1 protein-coding gene (running past one end of the window) is annotated in these 24908 nt (G+C 38.3%); it reads right to left on the bottom strand.

The window, feature by feature from the left end; genetic code table 11:
* Positions 1-24908 carry the 5' portion of an Ig-like domain-containing protein gene (locus tag GAB14E_RS00880; protein WP_033084530.1) on the bottom strand. 12994 nt of this gene lie to the left of the window's left edge, so the window shows 24908 of its 37902 coding nt (coding positions 1-24908); the start codon lies at positions 24906-24908; the stop codon falls past the left edge of the window.

Here is a 24908-nt window from a genome sequence, read left to right as displayed (position 1 = left end):
TCTTCATTAACTTCTGGTATTGATGCAGTAATAAATTGTCTTTCAGGCCCATCTACTGATCTACTGATTTTGATAGCGGTAGACTCTTCAGCTTCAACACCACCTATATCTAGATAGAATTCAGCTTCAACAACATTTCTTAATAGAACTTCAAAAGTTACCGTTTCATTTTCATGGAAAATATCTCCATTATCTGGCGAGATTATTTCAACTTTTGGCGCACCAGCTTCAGCATCATATGGATACAAAGTAACGCTGTCTATAGGGCTTATATTGCCATTAGGATCGGTTGCCCGTGCGTCAATAGTTATATTCGTAGATAAATCATCAATAGTTGCGGTAAAGCTATAACGTGAAGGGTCTTCAAGTAAAACAAATGCCCCGCCATTTTTAGATACTTCAACAGTTTCTATACCGTATTTATCAAAGGATTTTATTAATACATCGGTTCTTTCATCGATGGCAATAAAATCGCCATTTTCAGGAGAGACTATGCTTAGCGTTGGCGGAGTTCGGTCGAGGAATAAGGTATAATTTTGTTCAAATACCTTACTGAAACCAAAACCATATTGAACTAACAACTTACTGGTCATTTCTACTGGTGCAATCATTGCACCTTCTGGCAATAAGTCTCTAATTTTAGGGTTTAAGAATGAACCCGTTACTGTGCCATCAATCGCATTATAGTTATTAAATACATCCATCGACTGACCATTTTGAATTTGATCAACCCCCATACGAGTAATGTTAACCATATCCGTATCGCCATTTAGGTCAAAGGTTAAGGTAGCACGAACAGATTCTTCTGGCTCAATAGGGTTAGTAGTAAAGCTTTCAAGTTCAACAATAGGGTTACGTAAAGCTGCTCTAAAGTCTGCTTTAGCTGAAAATCCAGCTCCATCAGTTACATCAAGTCGAACTTCAAAATAGCTGTAATTGGCCAACATATCTTGACCAAAAGTTCTATTTCCTATGACAATAGCACCCGTTTTAGGCGCTTCAAATTCTGTTGACAGTCGATAAGTAAAGTTAAGTTCTGCTACATTGGTATAGTTATCCTCAGCCGTTACCTCAAAGTCATAGCCACGTCCACGTGTTAATAACATCGCTTGGTTTACGATAATACCATCAGATTTACGTACAACTTTAAGGCTACGCGGAGGTAAAGTATCTTGTGCTAAGAAAGCAGCGTTATACACACCATCAAGCGGTCGCTTAGTATCAGCGCCTGTTTTAGCCAATAAATTACCAGATAAATCTTGTAAGCCTTCAACATGAAGTAGATAGTTAGCGTTGTTTTCTAGTATTTGACCGCTAAGTAAACGTAATGCAACCGAGCTAGCTGATAAATTAACTAATTCAAAGCGGCTTGAAATATCAAGGTCACTATCACCGCTATAATCTTTAAATTGTTTAATCACGCTAAAACCAGTGGCGCTGACCTCTTCATTAAATGAAAGTACCAATGGACTACCATTAAATGAAGGAAGCACATTGTTTGTTTTTATTAACACCGGCAGAGTGTCATCAATGCCATTAAGAGTAAATTGACCATCAACATAAACTTCATCAGTTGCTTCTCTCACTATAACGAGTTGATATTGCTGTGCAGAGATTGTAACTGGTGAGTTATCAATAATTATTGAACCATTACTGAGATGATGTATAACTTTATTACTCTGTGAAGGTGACATCCCACTATTAAGTGCTAGTAAATGAACTGACAAATCACCATTTAACCCAAGACCTGAGACTGTAATTCTATTGCCGCCACTATCACTTAATGAATTATTTCCAAGAAGGTTATCTGTCACAACATCAGTAACTTGAATGGATTGAGATAACAATACTGCAGCTGGTAGTGTAGAGGCTACTATGCTGCCTGCCTGCAATGCTTGCAGTGTTTTAAACCCTGAGTTGCTAGAAGCTGCAACAAAGCTTAATTCAGTGCCAAGGTCATTGACTGTAAAGTCGTCTGGTGTAAGTGTGAGTTCACCAAGTTTGAGTGTTAATATTTTCCCTAATTGTTGGCCTGTTACTTGATAGTTTACTGAGCGACCCGTAATACTATTTTTTGGCGTAATATTCACCAGACGTGTAGGGGCTAATCCAAACAGCTCAGCAGTTGATATATACCAAGGTAAATCGATATTTACTTCTGCACCTTGGATGCTTTGTTGTGGATTTGTTGCAAATTTCACTTCGTAATTTTCACCTAATTCATACTTAGCACCAACAACATCAAAGGTGACCTTTTTACCTAGCGGGTGATTAAATCCTGGTAAAGCAACACCTGTACTTGCAGGAGTAACATTTACCACAGCCAGATCCCAATTGACCGAGTCACCACTAACAGACAAGGCTAAGGTATCAGACTCACTGGTTATTTCATTTGGTGAAAGAGCCGATACATTATTAAATGGTAATTTGATGTTGACATAAGTGCCCGCAGATTTGGGGTTTGTGTCAGTTTCAATCCATTCGAGTAAGTCAGTCGAAAAATCCGTAAAGTTAAGTTCATTAATATCCTGAGTTCTAACATCAGCTAAATGATTTAACAGTAACGATTGCTCAAAGGAATCAATATCAAATATTTGGAAAATATCACTATTACTAGTGCGTAATACCAATAGCTCACCATTCAAAACAGCCTGATTGTGATTGATACTAGTTCGACCAATAAGAGGCTCTACTTGATTATTTTTTAAGTTAAAGCTGTTTATAAGTTCAATTTCAGTCGTTGAACGAATTAACACTCTTTGGCCACTGACCAATAACGCTATTGGGTTAGCAATGAAGTGTTGATAACTAGCATGTAAAGTAGCTAAATTTGAAACATCATAAAAATTAATATGTGTTTCATACAAAACATATATTCCCTCTTCATCGTAATTGATAGCACGCACATCATCAGGCAGTATTTGGGTTTCAATATTTTGGCCAAGGATATAGGCACTAAACAACTGATTACCATTTGAGGCGACTAATATGTCTCCCATAAGGTTTATATTATCAAGCGGTAACCCTTGCTCATTGGTGAACTGGTTAATTAATTTAGGTGCATAAATATTGCTGATATCATAAATAAATATTTGTCGTTGGCTATTCTCAACAACAAACGCTAAATAGTTATTACTGATGTCTACATCAATGACACTACCCGCTATATTTCCTGTTGCTAATACCTGAGGTAAGTCAGCTTCTGCAGTCGTTGTTAAACGCCAATTTGTTGAGCCCTCTTCTACACCTTCAACTAACAACAATAAATCATTATGTCGATAAAGCTGCTCTGAATATCCCATTTGAGGTTCAAAGATTAACTCAATAGATAAGTCTTCATTAGTAAATATATCGACTGTTTCTACGTGATTACTCACTGAAACTAACAGCTGACCTAAGGTGTTTTCAGGCAACCTAAAGCTGATTAAGTTGGCACTTTCTAGAACAACATCTTTAGCAACTTCACCATTAATGCTGACTTTGGTGAATGAGCTAAATCCTGTACCTGAAATGGCAACGATTTCTTGTTCATTAAAAGTAAACCTATGAACACTTGGTGCAAAGATGTCATCAAAACGATTATAAGCGCCAATCGCTGTTATTTTTGGATCTGCAATATAAGTAAAGGCTGCCCGACGACTAGCACTCAACAAGCCATTGCTAACAGTTATTCCCATCAATAAGTTATCGCCAGGAGAACTTGCTAAAGCAGGTAACTGGAAGCTTATTTGATTATCATGAACCAGGGTAATATTATCTTGTTCAACTAATTTACCACCTAATCTAATAGTCGAATCCATTGTAAAGTTTTCGCCAACAATGGTAATTACTTCACCACCTCGCCAGTTAGCTAGCACAGGTCGAACATCTAAAATACTTGGCGTAACGTTATCAGCAGCCACAAACCTAAAGCTGTAATTATTACCAAGCTTTTGTCCTTGATTATCCTTAATCGCACCCGATAAACTTACGCGATAGCGTTTGTTATCTTGCCAAAGAGAAGTTGGTTGGAAGAATAATCTTGAACCATCATTTGTTGTCTCTAGCGAGACATAACCTTCAACTTTTGAGCCATCGAGTGTTACTTCAAACAGTTGCTCTCCATTATCAATGACTTGATTATAATCAAGATGACGGTTGAACTGTAATTCGATAGGGTTATTAACTGGAAGGACCTGTTCAGAGAAAGGTACTTGCTCTGTAATTGTTAATAAATCATTGATAATAGTATTTAAACGTCCACCTAACTGACTTACTGAGCTAGATTTTTTAATCGGATTTTCTGCTGGCTCACCATCGACATAAGGGAAGGCACTACCAACAAATAATGCTCTGGCATGAAAAGCAAATGCTTCCGCATTACCTAGTACTGAAAAATAGTCTTTTAGCTCAATCGTACTGTTATATAAACCTTCTAGCCACGAAGAAATATCATATAGCTGCAAATCACCCTGACCACTCACAACATATAGGGTTTGACCTTTTAACTCTAATTGACCAGCAAAAATATCACCGTTACGCACAAGATAGGCAAGATTCAAACTCGCAACCGCGGTACCTGATTCATCATCAAGCGAAAACAGTTCAACCGTACCTAAGTTGCCAGTAGAAACAAATAACAAATTATTTTTTACCAGTAGGTCTCTAGGTCTTACTCGTTTTCCTGCCAAAGTATTAATTGGTACATCTCTGACAACAGTATATTCACCAGACATGAGTTCAACTTCAATAACACGTCTTGAGTTAGGCATACTTGCCCAAAGGCTATTGCCTTCAAGGTAAATTTTGTCCGTAGTACCTTTTAACGCAATACTTGTTATTGTTTTTATCAGTCTGATAGTTCGCTGGTCAGTAATTTTATATATATGAATACCTACACTGTCGGAAACATAGACGATATCACCGTCAATAGCGATATCTCGTGCCGTACCGTTTAGCTCAAGTGTATTAAGTAAATTTGGCGATGTTGGTAGTGTTATATCAAAGTGATAAAGACCTTTACCACCAAGAGCAAATAAATTAGTACCGTCACCAACAAGGCCAACAAAACCTTCTGGTGCTAAACCACCTGTTACCTCTAAATGATAGGGGTGAAATTCATTAGCAAACTCTTTTTCTATAATAATAGGTCGAACAGGATCTGCAACATTAGTTACCACGAGACGCGCAACATTAGATCTAAGAACCTTTTCAATACGACCAGATTCTTCACCCATAACATCGTAATGTCCGCCTGTTACCGCATAAAGTACTTGTTCGCCAAGATGAATTGCCGATACGGGGCTAGGTTTATCTGCATTTAAATCTACCGAGCCGGTTTCTTTTTCAGCATAAAAATAGTCAATCGGTGATGCTATTTTTTCATCTGCAAACTGATTGTTAACTGCCACTACTTGTGCATAACCAAAAGTACCTGATGGTGCACGAACTTGTATATGACCACTGTTAATAACTTTCAGGTCTCCCGCTTGAACACCAGCAAAAGTTATTTCTGTTGAGTGGTTGAAGCCGCTACCAAATAAGTCAACAGTATTTCCTCCTTGTGGAGGACCACTAATAGGTGTTATATCATCGATATCAATCAATGGTAGGATTACAACTGCGCCTTGTTTTACAATACTTAAACCATTTCGCTCAATAGTAATAGGTAGGGTAACCACCTCGTTAGCAAGAAATAGATCAGGTAAGACAAATTCAATGATTCCATCTGACAAGTGAGTAACTGCTGAGCCCTGTAATAAGGTTTCACCAATTTTAATAGTAACTTCATCAGGAGTATCACCAAAGTGCTCACCACTAATACGAGCTGTTTCTGTACCATTTGCATGGAAAAAGTGCTGAGCAGCTTCCCCATCAACCAAGCGGTTAATGGAATTAATACTTGGGCGATTACCATCAACTAATAGGTAATTGATGGTCAATGGAGATAAAATCGGGCTGGTATTTAACGCTTGAATACCTGTAGTTACAATAATTTTAACTGCACCTGAGTAACTCATATTCTCGGTAAAACTTATATCGATATAAGCTCCTACCAAGGTATTTGTTGCCGAAATATTATATGTGTTACTTGCTAATGCTGAGCCATCAGCTTGCTGCAAGATCACTGCATTAGTAATTGTATCTCCATCGGTATTAATTAAGTCATTAAATTGAATGTGAATACTTTCATTTTTAGATAACTCGGTGCCATCTGCTGGCGAAAATGAACTAATAACTAACCCTGGACTGGTAACATCGCCTATACCGTTAGTTGTTGAAACAAAGGCACTACCCTGGTTGTTAAATACCTCTGCGCCCGAGGTATTTAAATCATTCCAATAAATGGTTTTATATTCGTCTTGTTCATTTGGCTGTATAACTAACAATTCTTTATTGCTGGTTACTGTAATTTGACCATACTCAACGAATAATGATGCATCATTAAGGTTATCAACTGAGCCACGTTCAATAGGGTGTACTTGATAGCTTGATGTTCCAGCTAAGTCTTTAAAAATAACTAGATATAGTTGTTGGTCACGTTTAAGTAATACATAAAGCTCGTCGTTAAGCCATTGAATATCAACTGGCTGCCCACGAAGTTCTCCCTCATTAAATATCAGGCTACTATAACCTGTCGGAGGATTGAGCTGATCATCAGTTACATCATAAAAACGTATAAAACCAGAGCCAAGCTCATCAGCAACAGACATGGCAAGTATTTTTGTTTTTGTGTTATAGGCAACATCCGTTGCTATATGACTAGGTACCGGATGGTTATTGATTAATAAGGGTTTGGCTAAATCAGTAATATTAACAATAGCTAAGCCATCTTTTCCATTGGCTAAGAACGCTATATTGTCTACCACCTCAATACCGGTTACTGGCTCATCCGTAATCAATTGACTGAGTCGGATCGGTTGTTCCCAAATACTAATGTCGTAAATTTCTAAACCTGAAGGCATCAAGAAACGATTCTCTGCTGTTGCTTCTTTACCTGATTTAACTCCAGCGAATAGGATGTTATCAGTGATAACCGTTGCCCCTAATTGCTGTGGAGGATAATTAGGTAAGTCAATATTCATGCCATCCGCAAGGGTATAGGAAATATTACCAACCAATAACTCTGTGCCGTTAATCGCTAAATAAACACGGTATAACTCAGGGGTAAGTACACCCGGAACACGGAAGGTGAAGGTATTTAAATCTTTTACATCATCAAGTAAATCAGTTATGTCAAAACCTAAATCATTAACCTCACTACGAATTTCTTTGCCGCTTAACGAGCGCATTATAACTTTTGCGCCAGGTAAAATTATCGATTTTGAAGCACTAATGGATACATCATAGCCACCTTGAGTGTCGACAGAATCACGACTCAAGGTTAACTTAACATCAACAAGCTCATCACCAATGAGAATTGCGCCGGGTACTTTAAGCTCAAGTTCCGCATCAACTAGCCTGATGTGATGTTGCCCTATCGCTAGCGGTAACATATCTAAACCAGAAGCTGGAATTTCTACCGTATTTTCATCTATCCAGTTAAGAGCCACAGGATATGCGTCAACTAACAGTGTCATCTCTGGTCGGAAATTTTCACCATGTAAGGTAATTGTCTGCTGATCACCGCGATGGAAAACATTATTATCAAGGTTTGAGATAAACGGACGCAAGGCGTCAACACTCGCCTGAACAAAAGTTTGGCTGAAAGGTGCCCATTGACCTGTACCACGTAAGTTACGCACATCATTTATATCAATGCGATAAGCAACACCAGTTTCTCGGACAAAGTTAAGATCAAATTCACGTGCACTGCTATCAGCTGTATCAATTGCCGTAATAACTACAGGCACGATTTCATTACTATCAAGCCTTGTTACTTGAAGAGCACCGTCAGCTTTAACAGAATCAATAGTAATTGATTCATTGAAGGTGACTCGGTAAGGTTCATTAGCAGCAAGATAATCACCTTCATTTACTGAGGTAGCCAATACGATGGCAGCAGGTAATTGTAGTGTTCGTAAGCCTTCTGGCCCAGCGCCTGCAATCAAACGATCTCGGTAAATATCTAACGAGTTAATAATTTCATCATTACCAGCAGAAATTACACGTGGCGCCATTACCTCACTTAAATCAATAACAATAACACCACTATTCATGGCTGAAACAAATAACACATTACCGGCAAGCTTAAGGCGATGAGCATTACTGCTTTGTTCTTGTAATCTTTCTAAATCTACACGCACTCTTGTATCAGGATGATCGCGGTGGAAAATTTCTATGCCTTTATTCCCTAAAGCTACAATAATATATTCACCATAATTGAGTACATCAAAAACAGTGCTATCAAAGTCATAACTTTGTGTTAATAAAGGGTCAAATACGTTGATGACATTAAGGGTATCTGTATCACTATTTCTCAACGGTGCAGCAGAAAGTTTTCGCCAATTGGGTGGACATGATCCCCATGCTGCACCAAAAGAGCTTGAACCACTAAATAACCAACCGTCACTGTAATAGAGTAGATCACCGCCAGTAAGAAGCCCGACACTTGGTACATGAATTGGATCCGTTGTTTCAATATAACTATAAGACTCAAAAGCTCCTTTAGTCCCTTTCCCCAAACCATTTGCACAACCCTTAGGTGCTACGGCATCAGAGCCACTAACTGTTGAGGCAAACAAGCTATAACCAACTTTTTCAATATCTCTAACTATTTCAGTAGGTGAGATACGGTCAATGACTTGCATGCCATTTTGATCATCAAAATTAAGTCGGGTAATACCGCCATTACCTGCCGCCACATAGAGACGCTTATGCTGCACGCCGTCTTCTTCATCTTCACTGAATAATACACGAATGGAATCAACGGATCCCGGTAACTCAGCTCCGTCTACTCGATCAAGTTCACGCTGTTCTTCAGTAGTTAAACTTGGATGGTTAATTAATACTTCACTTCTCAGTTTTTTATCCGCTAATTCTGCATAGGTTTGGAAGCGGGTAATCTCAGTTAAGCCCTTTTCACCACTTGGTAATGTAGGTACTCCGCCAACGAGTATTGGCGAAGTGGCGTTTTGCACATTGAAGCTAGCCGCAAACAATGATTCATTAAGCTCTGTACCGTCATAAACAATATCTTCATCAGGATCATCGCTTAACTGTGCATTGCCATGACGTACCACATCATCATAACTAAAACCTGAAAAGTAACCTGTTGCTAGTGCTGCAACACCTGTTTCTTGATCAACATAAACATCAACAGGATTCACAAGTGCTGCTCTTGTAACTGATAATTGAGCAATACCGTAACCAAAACCGTTATCACCTTCTAGCGAGGTACGGTTACCATAACGGTCTTGCCCATAAAGATTGTTATAACCACTAACTCCTCGAGGGGTAATAATTTCTATTTCGGTTGTGGATATCACCCTAAACTCTCGAGCTGGTTGTGATCCTACACTCACAGTAAGACCATCCATTACCGTATTGCCCGGCTCAAACCCTTTACCAAATACCGTGACTTTTGTACCTCCAGCAAGCGGCCCCCATAAAGGAGAGATACTGGTAAATTCAATAGGTTGATCAACTTGTAAAGCACCATAAAGTGAGGCGGACTGCCAAAGTCCTTGCTTTTCAACCATCACTGTTAAATCGTACAAGCCACTGGCTGCAATAGGTGGAACTGCAAAAGTAATAATACTTATGCGCTCGTCATCATTGTTACTGTCAATTGATACAGCGTTAATTTCAGAGTCACCGATAAAACCTCGGATACGGCTAGTATCAAGCGGTGAACCCAACATGGAAACGGTTATATTTTCAGCATAATTTACCTGAATACGCCTTGGTAAAACTGTATCTATACTAATTTTTTCAGGTCTTGATCCTCGATATACAAAATCCATTAACTGAGTGCTTGCTAATCGATAGAGCTCTATATTTATTTGCACGCCATCTTGTAGAACAGGCTTACTCGCTACGATACCAGCGGTAGCTTCTACAGTTAAAATATCATTAACTTCAAGTGATACACTGCTATCTAGGTAAATAATGGCATCATTATTGATGATTTCTATACGACTCGATATAGGCTGACCACTTTCATCAAATACAGTGAAATGGTCTTTGTTAGCATCGAATAAATCAATCGCTTTATTAAAGCGTAAACGCAGTTTGAGCTGCTCATCGGTATCAAAATCAAGAATGCCATTGCTTGGATCTATTGAGTTTATTTTTAAAATAGCGTCAGGCGTTTCTTGTACAACACCATGGCCAAAGGAGCCTTCACCGGCGCCAATAGCCGAATAATTAGTTGCTAAGACAACGTCAATACTACTGCCGTCGAATGCTTCAAAACTGTCAAGTTTTACCGGTGCGTTGGGGTTAGTTACATCAAAGCTGGTGATGCCTATTTCACCTTGAGCTACATAAAGAATATTACCTTGCAGTGAAATATCGTAAGCAGGAGTCTGGATTCGATGAATAATTTTTGGATTATGTACATCTGAAATATCCACTATAACAACACCAATCTCACCCGCAGCAAGATATGCATATTGATTCACTGGCGATGAGAAGTTGGTATTATCAAGAATAACCTTAGAGGAAGGAATATCTAGACTAGAGAGTATCTGTAAACCTTTGCTATTGTTACGCTCAATAATATAAAAGCCACCACCACCAACAATCTCGGAATCAACCAAGCGGTTAGTAGAAAAATTATACGCTCCCGCGGTAACTGCATAACGTGAAGAAACACCCGCTTGGTTGGCAAGTTTAGCGACATCTAATGCAGGTTTATTATTTGGTAAAGCAATATAGTCAGATAAATAGATTTTGCTGTGCAGATAGACATCAACAAAACCTAAACCTTTATCGCCCATAGCGATAGCCGCTTGATTATTTTTAACCTCAATGCCTTTTGCAAAACTAGCATTGAGTGGAAGTTCATTTACTATGGTTGACTTGGTAATATCGAGGCTATCAACCGCGACAATAAATAGTTTGGCGTCTTTGGTAGACCCACCTAGTTTAGCTGCAGTAATAAATATACGATCATTATTTCGTTCAAAGAAAAGGTCTATTCCCAGTGCAGCATAACTGCCTGGAAGTTTGATACGAGAAATAATGCGATCATCAATCTTGTCTTGATTTTTATCAATCAAATCGCGTAATTCATCAATATTGGTCACATCATCAGCATCAGCCGTGAATGTTGATGAGTCGATATTAATAATAAGCACACCTCCATTACCTGCAGCTGCAACTGCATATGTGCCAGTGGGATCAATTTTTATATCATAAAATGTATCTGTTTTATTCGCCGTAATATTGCTTTTAACTGGCTGTAGATAAGTGAAAGCATCGGTCAATGTTTCTTGTTGGCCTACCGTTTCTACACGGATATCTGATAAGCCAAGCTGACCTGGTGGGGTTATAAACTCTAGGGTTTGTTGATCTATGACTTTTATATTATGTGCGGCGACTTGTATATTATTAACATATACCTGTGTAGACCCAACTCCCGCTTTAAAACCTCTACCGGTTAGTTTTACTGTCGTTCCACCAACTACACTGCCAACGACAGGAGAAATACTTTCTAAAACAAGAGGCTCTGTATATTGCACAGCTCCCAAAAGTGTTGCCTGTTTACCATCTGGTTCAATAAGTGACAAACTTGCAGCGCCAGCTAAATTTTCTGGCAGCTCCAAACTGTACTCAATTTTATTATCCGCTAAGCTTGTTTGAGACAGAATAACAGCTGGTGAATTAGCCACTAAAAAGCTCGGGTTGATACTGTTTGATACCACTACATTAACAAGGCCACCAGTAGTCTCAATAACATGAGGAGTAACTGAATGAATAACAGGTTGTTCACCAAAGCCTGTACCGGTTGTAAAACTAATAACATGATCAAATAGTCCCGTCGAACGACGGCCACCATCTGATGGTTCACTTTTTAATATAATGTGATATTCGCTATCACTCTCGAGATTTTCAGTAGGAGTAATGCTTACTTTACGAGGGTTACTTGCATCTAATATTATATTGATATCAACTAATTTACCTAGATCAGTCGAATCATCATAAATTAAGGCAAGATAACGAGATAAATATTGGCTTTCGGTTTGCCCGTCAGGAATGATAATTGGCTGCGAAAAACTCAAATATATTGTGTTATCTAAGCTAATTCCTGTTTGCTGTTGTGATGGGTAACTCATGACCAAATCAAGCATATAGGTATCAACAATGGTTAATGCATCAAAACCATCATCGTATTGAGAAATAGTTACCACAAGACCATCGTCACTAAAGACTAATGGTGCTTTATAAGTAGGGTACGCCTCATACATCATAGTTGCAATACCATGATTACATTGAGTTAACACCGATAAATCTTTAATACTTACATCAGTTTTTTGGCTAATATCAAATAATGTTAAATAACCTTTATGACAAAATAATCTATCCTGTTTATAGATATTTTCAATATTAAGGTTAGCGACCAAAGACGTTAAGCCGACCAATGCATGTGGTTCACCTTTTAGGGTAAAGCCATTAGCTTTATAACCTGCTGCTATTAACGGGTTTTGAATATTAGCATCATTTAATAAACTAACACCATCTTGATAAAAAGCCGTAGCTGTTTGCTGTTCAATACTAGCTAAGACTCTTTTTCCAGATAATGAATGGTCCTGTATTTGAGGTAAACCTGGTCGACTTAAATCATAAATGACACGAGTAGAACCACTAACTAACACCGACAGATAGTTTTTCTCAATGCTAATCGCTGCTACATTTAGCTCACGTTCAATACCATTTCGGCTAAACTTTTTAATATGTTTAATCACACTTGGTCGTTCTGGCTCAGCAATACTGACAATCACCAGCCCTTCAGCCCCTGCATGAGTAATTAATAACTGATCTTTTATCAATATCTCTGATGGCGGCAAATTAAAAGGCAAAGGAATACTAAATTGTATATCTCGGTCCTTTGAACTATTTTGTGCATCTTGTCCTGTTAATTCACCTGGCAACCTATCTTCTCTGTCATAGGTTAGCAGCCAAACCAAATCTTCAAAAGGTGTATCTATATTTGGAAAGTGCATGCCCTTGGCTGTTACATAAAGGTGGTTATCAGCTAGGACTATGCCCGAGGCATTTAAATCTTGAGGTAAATCAAAATAACCTAAGCCCACCATTGGCGCAGTATTTTGTAGAGCTGAGCGATCATAGTGAATAAGCTCAAGCCAACTAGGTGTTATAAATTGCCTAAATTGCTCTTGATCCACCACGCTTGCTGGGGATATTCGAGGTGAACCTGAGACACCACTACCACGACCTAACGCATAAACAAGGCCAATTTCACTATCCACTGCTAAACCAACAATTTTGCCCGCAGGTAACTTAGCAGGATCTCGGCTAATCGTTGAAGCGGCCCCTTGTGATATAGCGAATAATTCATCCTTCATTTCTTCATATGTAAAAGGTTTTTCAAGATTAATATGAACATTAGCGGAGAGGTTGCCATAAAATAACGATTTAGGTGCGTAATAAAATCGCCCTTGTTCATCACTAATTTCAACATCAATATAACCACGGTAGTTATTACCAAAGTCAGGCACAGTCCATTTCATTGATTGTGGAGTTAATAACGTCAGCTCTCCTTGGCCTAGCGTAGAAAATAAGTAATTATCATCCACAGTTGCCAATATCGCCTTTTCTGGCTGACCTACTGGATACGCTTTTACCGTTACTTTTTGACTAAAACCATAACCAACAATTTCAACGTGATCATTTTCACCGACTTGGCTAACATCAACTACTGACGGGGTAATAAATGAAATTTTCAGAATATCTAAATAAGTATAAGCACCAACTACCGTATCTTCTAAACCTTGTTCAGTGACCACAGTTACTGCAGCAGGCCCTGCTACGTTAGGAATAGTTGTCACTATAACTTTATCTAGTTCATCTATCGATTGAGCTAATTCAACTGAATTAACTACTAGGGGTAACCCGCCTAAATATACTTTAGGATTATTGCCAAAATTAACACCTTCAATGGTGATTTGTTCACCCCCTTCAATTGAACCAGAAGCTGGCGCTATAACATTAATATCAGGTAATGGTTGTGAGCCTGCAAGGGATGTATAAAAAGAATACACATAATCTCGACTTAGCGAATTACCCGACAGTGGTGTTAAGCCACTTTTAACAACAACAACATATTGTTGATTGCTCTGTAAATGGTCTATTTTTTTGTTTGGCTTTATATCAATAAAGCGATAAGCAGGTTGATTGTTTCGCTCTGCAAAAGAGAAGCTAAAGCGTTCAGAGATATTTTCACCAATAGAGTAAGAGCCATCACCATCTGACAGTACTGCACCTTCATAAACCTCAACAAAATCCGCAATATTTACATCATGAGTAATAACTGCCGACAACTCAATAGAGATATTATCTAACGATGTACTAATATATGTTTCATCAACTTCTGGTGAATGAGCAACAACGGTCAGTTCAGATAATTCAATACGATTGATACCTGATTTTCCCGCAGCCACTTGAATGGCGCCTCGAGCAAGAGTGAGATCTCTGATAGCAAAGTTATCTTCAGACGCATCTCGATTTATCACAACTGGAATAGTGGCATCTACGTGTGGTTGGTCAACCTGTTCAAGGTCTAGTATTTCCACCACACTTTGTACTTGTTTATCTTCTTGGTCAGAATAATGAACACTTAAATATGCTTTATTACCCGAGACATGTACTTCATAGACACCATCACTGACAAAGTCTTCACGCGCTGGCTCTATGGCAATGCTCCTTTCCATTTTAGGGTGAAAAGGATCACTGATATTAACTACGTTTAATTGAGAAACCCTACCCGCACCTGACATATCGGTCACATAAAGTTTACTGCCAACAATTTGTAATCTATTTGCAACGCCCAAGGTATCTAATACGGCAATGATAGGTAAATTTGGATCCGCGATATCAACCACGACAACACCTTCATAGGAAGCCGCAATATAGGCGTAATGACCACTAACTTTCACATCTCTGGCATAACCATTAGGCTTAACAAACCCTGTTCTATAAGGAGCTTGAATATTCGAAATATCGACGACTTGAACTCCGCCTGCACCGTTGGCAACAAAAACTAAGTCATCTTTTCTCGCTAAACCAAAAACCTCGATAAAAGGTAAATCAACACGCCCGGCTAATAAATAAGGCAGACCAAATTGCCCTTCACCATTTTGATTAGAAAACAATAACAATTCGCCCGAATCATTATCATAATAAGTATTACCAGTATCCGGATCTGTAGCTATTTCTGCCTCAAGATGCTCTCTAAAGATGCTATTTTTATATCTGTCTTCACTAAAGGTTGGCACCCCATGTTTTGTAGTTAAGACAACATTTTCATCGGCATAGATTTCTGATATTGTGCCTGAGAAGATCTCACTGGCACCGTTAAGTAGCTCAGAATAAAGTAGAATATCACCAGAGTCTGTTTGTTCTGAAGCGAAGTCAGCTAAGAATATACCAGTACACATTGAACACTGATTTGCAGTTTTCTGTGCTGTAAAGTCAGAAGCAACCGTTAAGTTATCGTAACGAGCAGGATCATGTGTTGACCAAGAACCCACCATTGCCCCATCGCGATCAGGACTAATAAACTGTGCTACCGATGAATAATAAACCGAGTTTGCAATACCCAGGCCGCTTAGCTTTGTCGGTGCAAGGAAGCGTCGCTCAGAAATAGGCATACCGACTTCATGTTCTGTGCTTTCCTTAATGACATGATTAGGTGTTTCAACTCGCGTTTCAATGCGGACTCTTTCGGTATTGTGTGAGCCACGTTGTAATATTGAGCCATCAGCAAACCTAGCCCAATAAATATAATAATACTGATCAGGTTCGCTCACTGGAATATCTGGACGACCTGACGGTTCATCATCCCTAAACAGTTCAATTTCACGAGTATCAAGCATTTGCCAAATACCTGCTTTATCCTGGTATTCTCGTACCCAAGTCATATATAAGCGACGCTCAGACTCAATGCCAATATCAGTCACACTAACCGCAGCTACAAGCTGCTCACCGGAAGTTAAAATATCGTTATTAAAAGGTTTTAATATTGACAGTTTAGGTGCCACCGTATCATCAATACGTCCTATTTTAACAACGCTAGAGCTGCCTGCTTGGTTAAGTACATCATAGGCAACAGCCTGTATAGAAAATCCATCAACATCGACAGGTGGCTCAATTAATGCGGAAAAATAGTTTTCATTTAATTCTGTATGTTGATAAACCGTATAGACAGGTTTATTGTTTAGATAAAAAACAACTCGGTCAATACCGTCAGCACCAAGATCATCTAATGCTTCAACCTGAATATCAATACTTTGTCCATCGATAAAAACCGCATTATTCACTGGCGTTTTGATCACTGCAGTCGGCGGTTTATCATCAATAATAGTTAATGATCGAATAGCTGACTGCTCAGAACTATTACCGTCAAGATCTAATGCTATGGCACGAAAGTTTAACGTCTTACCTTCTTGGTCTATTGGTGCTGAGATATGAAATTGGAAAGGGGCCGCACCATCAGTAGAAACCGCTTGAAAAGCCTGTTCATCACCTTCACCAACAGATTTATACAGGGTAACAGTGTCAACACCTACCTCGGGATCGCTTGCCACTACATCGACAACAAACTCTCTTCCTTCGGTGATTTCAGCGATTGAGCCAAGGTTATTACCTCGTTGATCCAAAATCTTTATATCTGTCACTTCAGGTGGAGAGTTTTTAACTAAAATAATTGATTTATTGACGAATGATTCATTACCCGCACCATCTTGCGCATACATAACTAACTGCATAGCTAACTGGCCAGGCATAGTAGCAACATCACCTTGGTAATAATCTTTAATAGATCTGACATTAAAACGACCAACATAAGGACTAGCAATCAATAATTGTTCACTTTCTTTTTCAAGCAAGTCGAATTGACCATCACTATTACCATCCACAAACAGCACTAGCCTAACCGAAGAAACACCGACATTATCTGAGACGTCAAACTGATAGGGGAAACTACGTTTTTCGGCTACGCTGGTGCCACCTTCAGGGGGAAGCGCTACTCGAAGAAATACTGGTGGTTCAATATCCTTAATTATATTAAGCACAACAGCATTGGTTGCAGCTACCGTACGTTTTACACCACTATTACGTTGTTCAGTCGCACTTGCACTTAATGTTATCGCCTTTCCTGCTTGTCCATAGGGTATATTCAAAAAGAATTCATAAGGATAGGTAACATCAGTAAAAGTACGATCACCATTAATCAGATTTGCAACATTTAACGTTACTTTATCTATCGCAACATCATCTATTGCATTAATTTGAACTAATACATTTTTCCCTTCAATTACCGGGTCATCACCGTTTACCGGTGTAGATATGGTCACTTCAGGGGGCACATCTTCTATAATTTGCACAACAATGGTTTCAAGAGCATTGTGTTTATCCAAATCACCAAAAGCCGAACCATAGGTGTCAATTGCTTCAACTTTTAAAACCACACGGTTTTGTGCATTATCGCTGGCATTAAATGCTGGCATATCAACACTGAAATTATAGGGAGGTTGTCGTAGTAAAATATTGTATATTTCAGTCTCATTGCCTATTGAACCAGATAAGGCAACTAAACGAAGTGAGTCAATACCAACATCATCATAAGCATTGGTATTTACTAATAAAGAAGTTAGCTCAACAACTTGATTACCATCTAGAGGTGAAACAATGTCAACTACAGGTCTTTCATCAATTCGCACTGGAAAACTGAGTTCTCTACTGCGAATATTGCCTGATGGATCACGAGCATCTACCTTAACCCAAATATCAAAACGTTCAGTATCAGCTAAGGGTAAAGAGTCAAATAAACCTGCAATTTCAGCTAAGCGGTCAACATGCACAAGTTGTTTATAAATTAACGTATCGATATTGTTAGTAGTTATAGGTTCGTGATCAATTGCACGGATATCATTGATAGTGCGAATAGGTAATTCGTATGATAACTTTTGATAGCTGCCATCAGAGAGCTGTGCACCGTAGGTGGTTGAAAACACAAGCTGTTCAACTTTAACATTATCATATGAGCGATATTCAACAGAAAAATCAGAGAACTCTGGAGGGCCATAACCTATGATAGGTTTTATAATGGCAATTTCAGGGTTTATTTCATCTGCGGCACCAATAAAGGTAACCTCTGTAGTCCCGATAGAATTATCAGAGTCTTTGACTTGTGCCGTGAGGACAATATTTTCATTAAACTTAATAAGCCCACTAGGCACATTATATACTGCAACTTTGTTCAATAAGTAATCACTTGATGAACGGGCATATTCTTTAGCTATATCTTCAGAGTACTTAACTTCTAACGCATCATAAATAGAGTTTAATGCTCGGGCATAAGATGCATCTGAGTTACCAGTACCGCCCATATCTACAAATGTTAACGGCACTCCGTTTGCGTAAATCTGTATATCATTGATAGAGATTTCACGATCATCTGCTGCCAGTAGCCCCACTTCGATTTGAAAGGTGCCCGCAACAATGAATTGCCCTTCACTAGGGGTAGTTATTCTAATTTCAGGCGTTACATTTGTTAGCGGGTGAATGATAAACCTTCGTGAGGAGATATTCCCTGAGTTATCTTCAACTGAGACCTCGTATTCTGTTGGCTCTACCTGATTAAATAATAGTTCAGTGTCTTCTATACTAGTTAATACTGGTAATACTGGACACTGATTAGCAAAGCCATGCTCAAATTCTACCGTAGTACTACCGTCACGGTTAAAACGTATTATTTTATAGTGAACTAAAGCCGCATCGTCAGTTATTTCAGTTGATAATTCAAATTCCTCACCAGTACGAAGCCAAAACTCGCCGTAATTCACTCGTTCTGTTTCATCAATAATCTTAGTGAATTCATCCCTATTATGGTGTTGATTGAAAACTTTATAGCTAGAAAATGATAATAATTTTAATTGAGGTGCTTGGTTAATTTCTATGGGTAGAGCAACACTAACGGCGCTGCTTCGGCCAGAGAAATCTTTTGATGTTACTGCTAAATGTATTTCACCACCACGTTGATTCAATGGAGCCGTATATTGAAAAACATACTCATCATTTTTTTGATATTCACCGGTCACTTCAGCTATATAACCAATATTATCAGCTAAACTTATACTGCTAATACCTTGAGTATCATCAGTAACTTGCACTCTAACTTCAATCGTTTTTCCTGGCACTAGTACTGAGCCATCGACAGGAGATAAAATAGTCAAGGATGGATCTTCTTCGTCTGCCACATAGTTAAATGTACTGATTAATGGCGTTACTTGCGCTGATCGTTGAGTACTAAACTTATCACTCAATGCTGCGTACATAAATATATTGCTAAATGTTGGATCAGCTGGAGATAGAAGAAAGTGGCTTAACTCTTCTTTTTTACTATTAACTGAAACTAAAGGTCCATGGCTTAAAAAGCCTCTTCCTATCGTATTATCAGAATCTGAGATAATTAAACGAATGGCATCATGTGTACGTATTGTTCGTTTAACGTCTCTGTCAGTAAAACTCAACGTATCTGGTAGCTCTTGAAAGCTCAAGTATATTTGCTTAATAAATTGTTCTTCATCCATTAAACCATCAATGATCGGGGTGATAACAACCCTTCCTGATTTCGGCTTATATGAATCGATATCAAGTATGCCATTTGAAGCACTTAGATCTGCTGACGCCACTTTATATTGCATATATTGCGGTGAACACATATCACTGGAATAAACCTCAATGAGGTAACTAACCGTGTAACCATCCACTGATAACTTTAGAGATTCGACTTGTGAAACTTTATTCGCTAAAAGCTGGCTTTTATCCTTAGAAAATAACCAATAGTCTTGTTCGTTAACTTGCAAACTTCCTGACAGGTTACCAGCCTCTGGGTAGTTAAAGTTGAATCGGTTAAAATCGTCATTAGGTGTCACAAATACATCGTTAAGCAAATTACGGCCGTTAATATTATTTAGGCCTTTCAGTGATGTATATAACACGGATAGTTGGTTGGGATTACCTGAGGCAACATAATCATCGGTAATCTCTAAACGTGTATATTGTGTTTCTCCGTAAGTAAGGTTATTTTCAGGGACCCTATTTACCACTTTAACGACTGGTGGCTGGTCTGGCATTAGATTTATTTGTAAAGTTTTATTTGCTTTATTACCAGAGCTATCTTCTACTCGAGCAATGACACTGAACTTTACTCCTTCAGCCGGTAAAGGATTATACTTCGAAAGATCAAGAACATTATTATCAATTATAGAGACTAATTTTTTATTCAACCCCGTTGCAGATAATACCTCCTTCGATTCGGTATCAACTAAACTTATACTGTAATTAGCGACTGAAATGTTATCTCTAATAGCCAAGGAAAGTGTAGATTCTTGTCCTTCAACTAAGTTTTTATTTGGTGATTTAAACTCTATTGTCGGTGCTTCGTCATCAAGTTTAAGCGTAATTTTAATTGTGTTTGATTCTGAAGTATTAATACCGTTATCTGTAGCACGCAAAAGAAAGTCGAATGTTTCTCCCGCGCGATCTTGCAATTCTTCAGGAATACGAATGCGACCACTGTAATCGCTATAGAATTTTTCTGCCGCTACAACTGAGCCAAATGAATCTTTATTGGCTACTAAAATTTGCTCTAAACGGTCTTCCCTTGTAAAGACTTCCCAACTTAATGATATCTCTTCATTGCCTTTAATAAGTACAGGGGTGATTTTATTTATATAAATATTATCATTGGCAACGCCTGACAGTTTAAATGCCTCACCTGCATATAGCGTTAGGTCATCTACTGGATTCGCTAAATTAATAATAGGACTTTCGGAGTCATCAAATATTTCTAAATCAAGTAATTTCTCAGTAACTAAACCCGCACTATCTTGTGCACGCACACCTATTTTAAGCTCGCCTGAATCAGGTTTATGAGGCACACGTAAAGTTGCACTAAAGTACCCACCATCATTAACAATAAGTGCAGATTCGTTAGCTGAAAAGTGCTTAATAAACGATTGCACACCATTATCTTCTATAAAAATCTCAACTGAATTAATACTTCTATTATCACTAATTAGTGCATTTATAGTAAAACTCTCACCTTCAATTAAGCGTGAGCCCGCCGCTGGGTGACGGATTGATATTTTAGGTTTTACATCTGTCTCAATTTCGTAAGATTGCTTTAATGTTGACGTATTTCCTAACACATCAGTCGAAATTATAGTTAAAACCAGGGTAGCTTTATCCTGGGGAATTTTTAAACTAAAAACTTCATCAATTTCTTTAGGTTGTTCATTAAAGTCAAATACAGCGACGTCCGCAGCACCATTTATAACCCTAACTTGTTGTAAACCGCTACCATCGATAGCTCTGATAGAAAAGCTAACGTTATCATCCACATACAGTATTGAGCCGGGAACAGGGTTGTTAATAGTGGCTAGTGGGCCGTCTCCATCCCCAGTTACATTTATTTCAGATTCAAATGTAGCCGATTCTTGACCTAGTTGATCAAAGGCAACCACCTCAACAATTATCGTCTGCTCTTCATTCAATAATGCTAAACCAGATAAATTGAGGCTATCATTTACTTGTAAAATTGACATTGGTACTAAACCATTATCTTTACTAAACGTACGTGATGCTAAAAGATTACCGTTTAATTTATAGCTGATTTCAACACGTGTCACGGCTCGGTCATCATTTGAAAGAACTTGGATTTCTGCAATATCTTTAATGAAATAAATTGAGTTATTCGTGGTTACATCAGTTACTGTTGGTGGTCTATCTGGGTATACCCCAATGATAATATTTGCGGTTGAGCTGTTTCCAGTTTCATCAAATACCGTAACAGAAACAGGGTATCTATCGTATTCAGCAGACGTTTTATCTTTATACTCAGGCGTTTTAGTAAGTTTTAGTGCACTATAAGCATTTAAAACACCAGGGAGTTTCTGAATTGGAAAATCATCACCTGTCAGTATATCATCAGCATTACCCGTTAAAATAAAAGCATGCCCTTCGCGCCTAATTCCTTTGACCTCAGCACGTTCAGCGCCAACATTATCAAAACCTGTTACTTTAAAAACAAATTCACTTTGTGCAATAACACCAGCAATATCATCACCTACATCTGTAGCAGAAATAAATGGTGAACTGATGTTAACAACTGGAGATTCCTCATCTTGCCCTAATGTAACATCGACAGAATTACTGATTGCTTCTTGCTCAGACGAGTCAACAGCAACAGCGTGTACAGTTAGCTTTTGTTCAACCGTCAATTCTTTTTGTGTTTCGTAATTGTAGGCATATGGAGGAATATGATCAGAGCCAACTAGTTGCGAATTAACATAAAAGTCTACTCTGCTTACCTTAATATCATCTACTGCATCAGCTCTTAACTGTATTGGTAACCCAGAAACAAATGAAGCTCCAACCGTTGGGTTAGAGATAGCGATGGTAGGTAACTGATCATTTTTAACCGGGATGCGTACAATTGAAGATAAACTAATCGCTTGATGAAAATCTGTAACTTTTGCTTGTAACTCTAATGTTGAGCCAACATCTTCTGCTAATACATCATAAGAAAAACTTTGAAATGCTGATTGTGTCGTTAAGCTTTCAACATCAGAAGATTCGTTATAATAACTCCTACTTGCAATCACTTTATCTTCAAGCAGGATCTCAATACTTGCTCCTAACATTAAGGAATCATCAATAACCTCTATCGTTATAGGCAATTTTTGACCTGCTGTAGCAATTCCCCCTGTACTAGGAGTTACTATATTTACTGTAGGTGCAATATTATTTACGACACGAATTAATTTTGAAGGTGCTGACTCCTGCCCTGAATTGGTATAAATGGTTGCGCCAACAGCTATAGAGGATTCCTCGGTTGATATAGATGAAACATTTCCAGTCAAACCCCATGTTTCAAACATTTCCTGATCTTCACTACCTGGCACATCTCGTATTTCAATACCAGGGAAGCGTGCCTCTCCAACTTTTTTACCATCAAAGAAAAACTCAACACGTTTGATGCCACTAGCTCTAGCAACATCTGGCAGGGTACCTAAAGAAGACTCTATTTGAACTTTTAGAGGTGACGATTCAACAATACGCTGACCATCAAAAGGTTTCACAAAACTATATGCCGGAATTGTAACTTCTGCAGGAGCGTTAACAGTTACCTCATAATCAATAGATAAGGTTTGCTGACCAGCAGTATCAACAACTTTACTTTTCAGCTGTAAAACTCGCTCTTCTAGCTGTGAGGATAAAGGTAACCTCAATTCGTAAGGCGGTTTAGAAACTGTTCCGATACTCGCATCATCAAGAAAGAATTCTACCTGGTTAATGCCAACATCATCATTGACAACAGCACTAATTAATAGATCTTTATCATAAAAAATAGTTGCTGGAACATCTAACGTAATTGATGGAGCTTTATCTATCGCTTTTACTCGAATATCTGCAAAAACATCAGGTAACTCTTGCAAACTAAGACGTATACCATAATCGCTACCTTCAGAAATAATGACAGTTGATTTTAATTGCTGAAATTTATTTTTTGCAAGATAAGCACTCATTGCAGGGTTAAGCGTAATAATCGGAGTCCAGTGACCACTAATGCTTGTTGTACTTCCATCGTCAAATACACCTACCATTTCAGGTAAATCATAAAATGTATTAAGGCTAGGAAGAATCAGTGGGTTAATAGCATCAACACCAGCTAACGTTATACCTATCATTTCTTTAGAAAAATCGGCTTCAACAGGCACAACAACACTTTCAAGTCCATCATAAGAAATAGTAATTAAAACTTGCTGACCTGCAGTTTCTTTTAAAGCATATAAAACACCTGCTGACGTTACATTAACAAGCTCAGGATGCGATGAAATATAGCTAATGCCATTTCCGGCACCAGGCAAATTAACCAAACCTCTAAATTGAAAATCAACCGCTGGGATGATTACAGGTGTCTGCAGCGAATTACTTATAACAATACGGGTATTAGAAACAATCAAAGCCTTAGCTTCTTCTTGAATTGAATCACCAGTAAAAGCTAATTTTGAAATAGAGTTATGGTTACCAGAAGCATCCACCACGGTTACATCAGACAATATAATAGTATCAAATGCGATTTGTTCAGCAGTTAAAGCTTGTTTTAATGGTATTGATAACTTAAATATCGTTTGACTATCACTTGAAGGGTAAACACGCTTAGCAACACCGGTACCAGCAAAAGAAGCCTCTTTAGCCTTTGCAACAACCCCCCCTGAGTTTCTCAAAACTGCAGCACTAAGGCCTACAACATCAAATGAAATATAAGCTAAATCTTGATTATCTGTAGCTTCAACTTCAATAATAAGGTGTTGTGCATTAGCCTCACCTATTATACTTGCATTCTTAAATGATAATTCAGGCGATGCGTCTTCATAGGAAAAGAACTCTGAAAAGCTTTCTGTTGGTGAATCTTGATAAGTTAGATTTAAAACAGGGTTGAATCGGCTAGGACCTGATAAGGTGAAATAAAGAGAGCACTGTGATGGGTTGGTAGGGTTATACACAATATCATCGTTAGTATAATTTATTAACTCAGAGGACGAACCTGCCTCTATTTCGGTTAATTCACCACACAATGAAATACTGGCAACATAACCAATATCAGTATCGTTAGACAATGCAGAAACATCACCCACCCTAATATCAACATCTGCCTTCACAAAACTTGAAAACAAGATGATATTAATAATTAGGACGATGTAAATTTTTCGCAGATACAAGCCGAACGACAT

Origin of the sequence: Colwellia psychrerythraea (assembly GCF_000764185.1) — a bacterium.
Classification (GTDB): Bacteria; Pseudomonadota; Gammaproteobacteria; order Enterobacterales; family Alteromonadaceae; genus Colwellia; species Colwellia psychrerythraea_B.
This window is presented reverse-complemented; position numbering and strand designations above follow the sequence as displayed.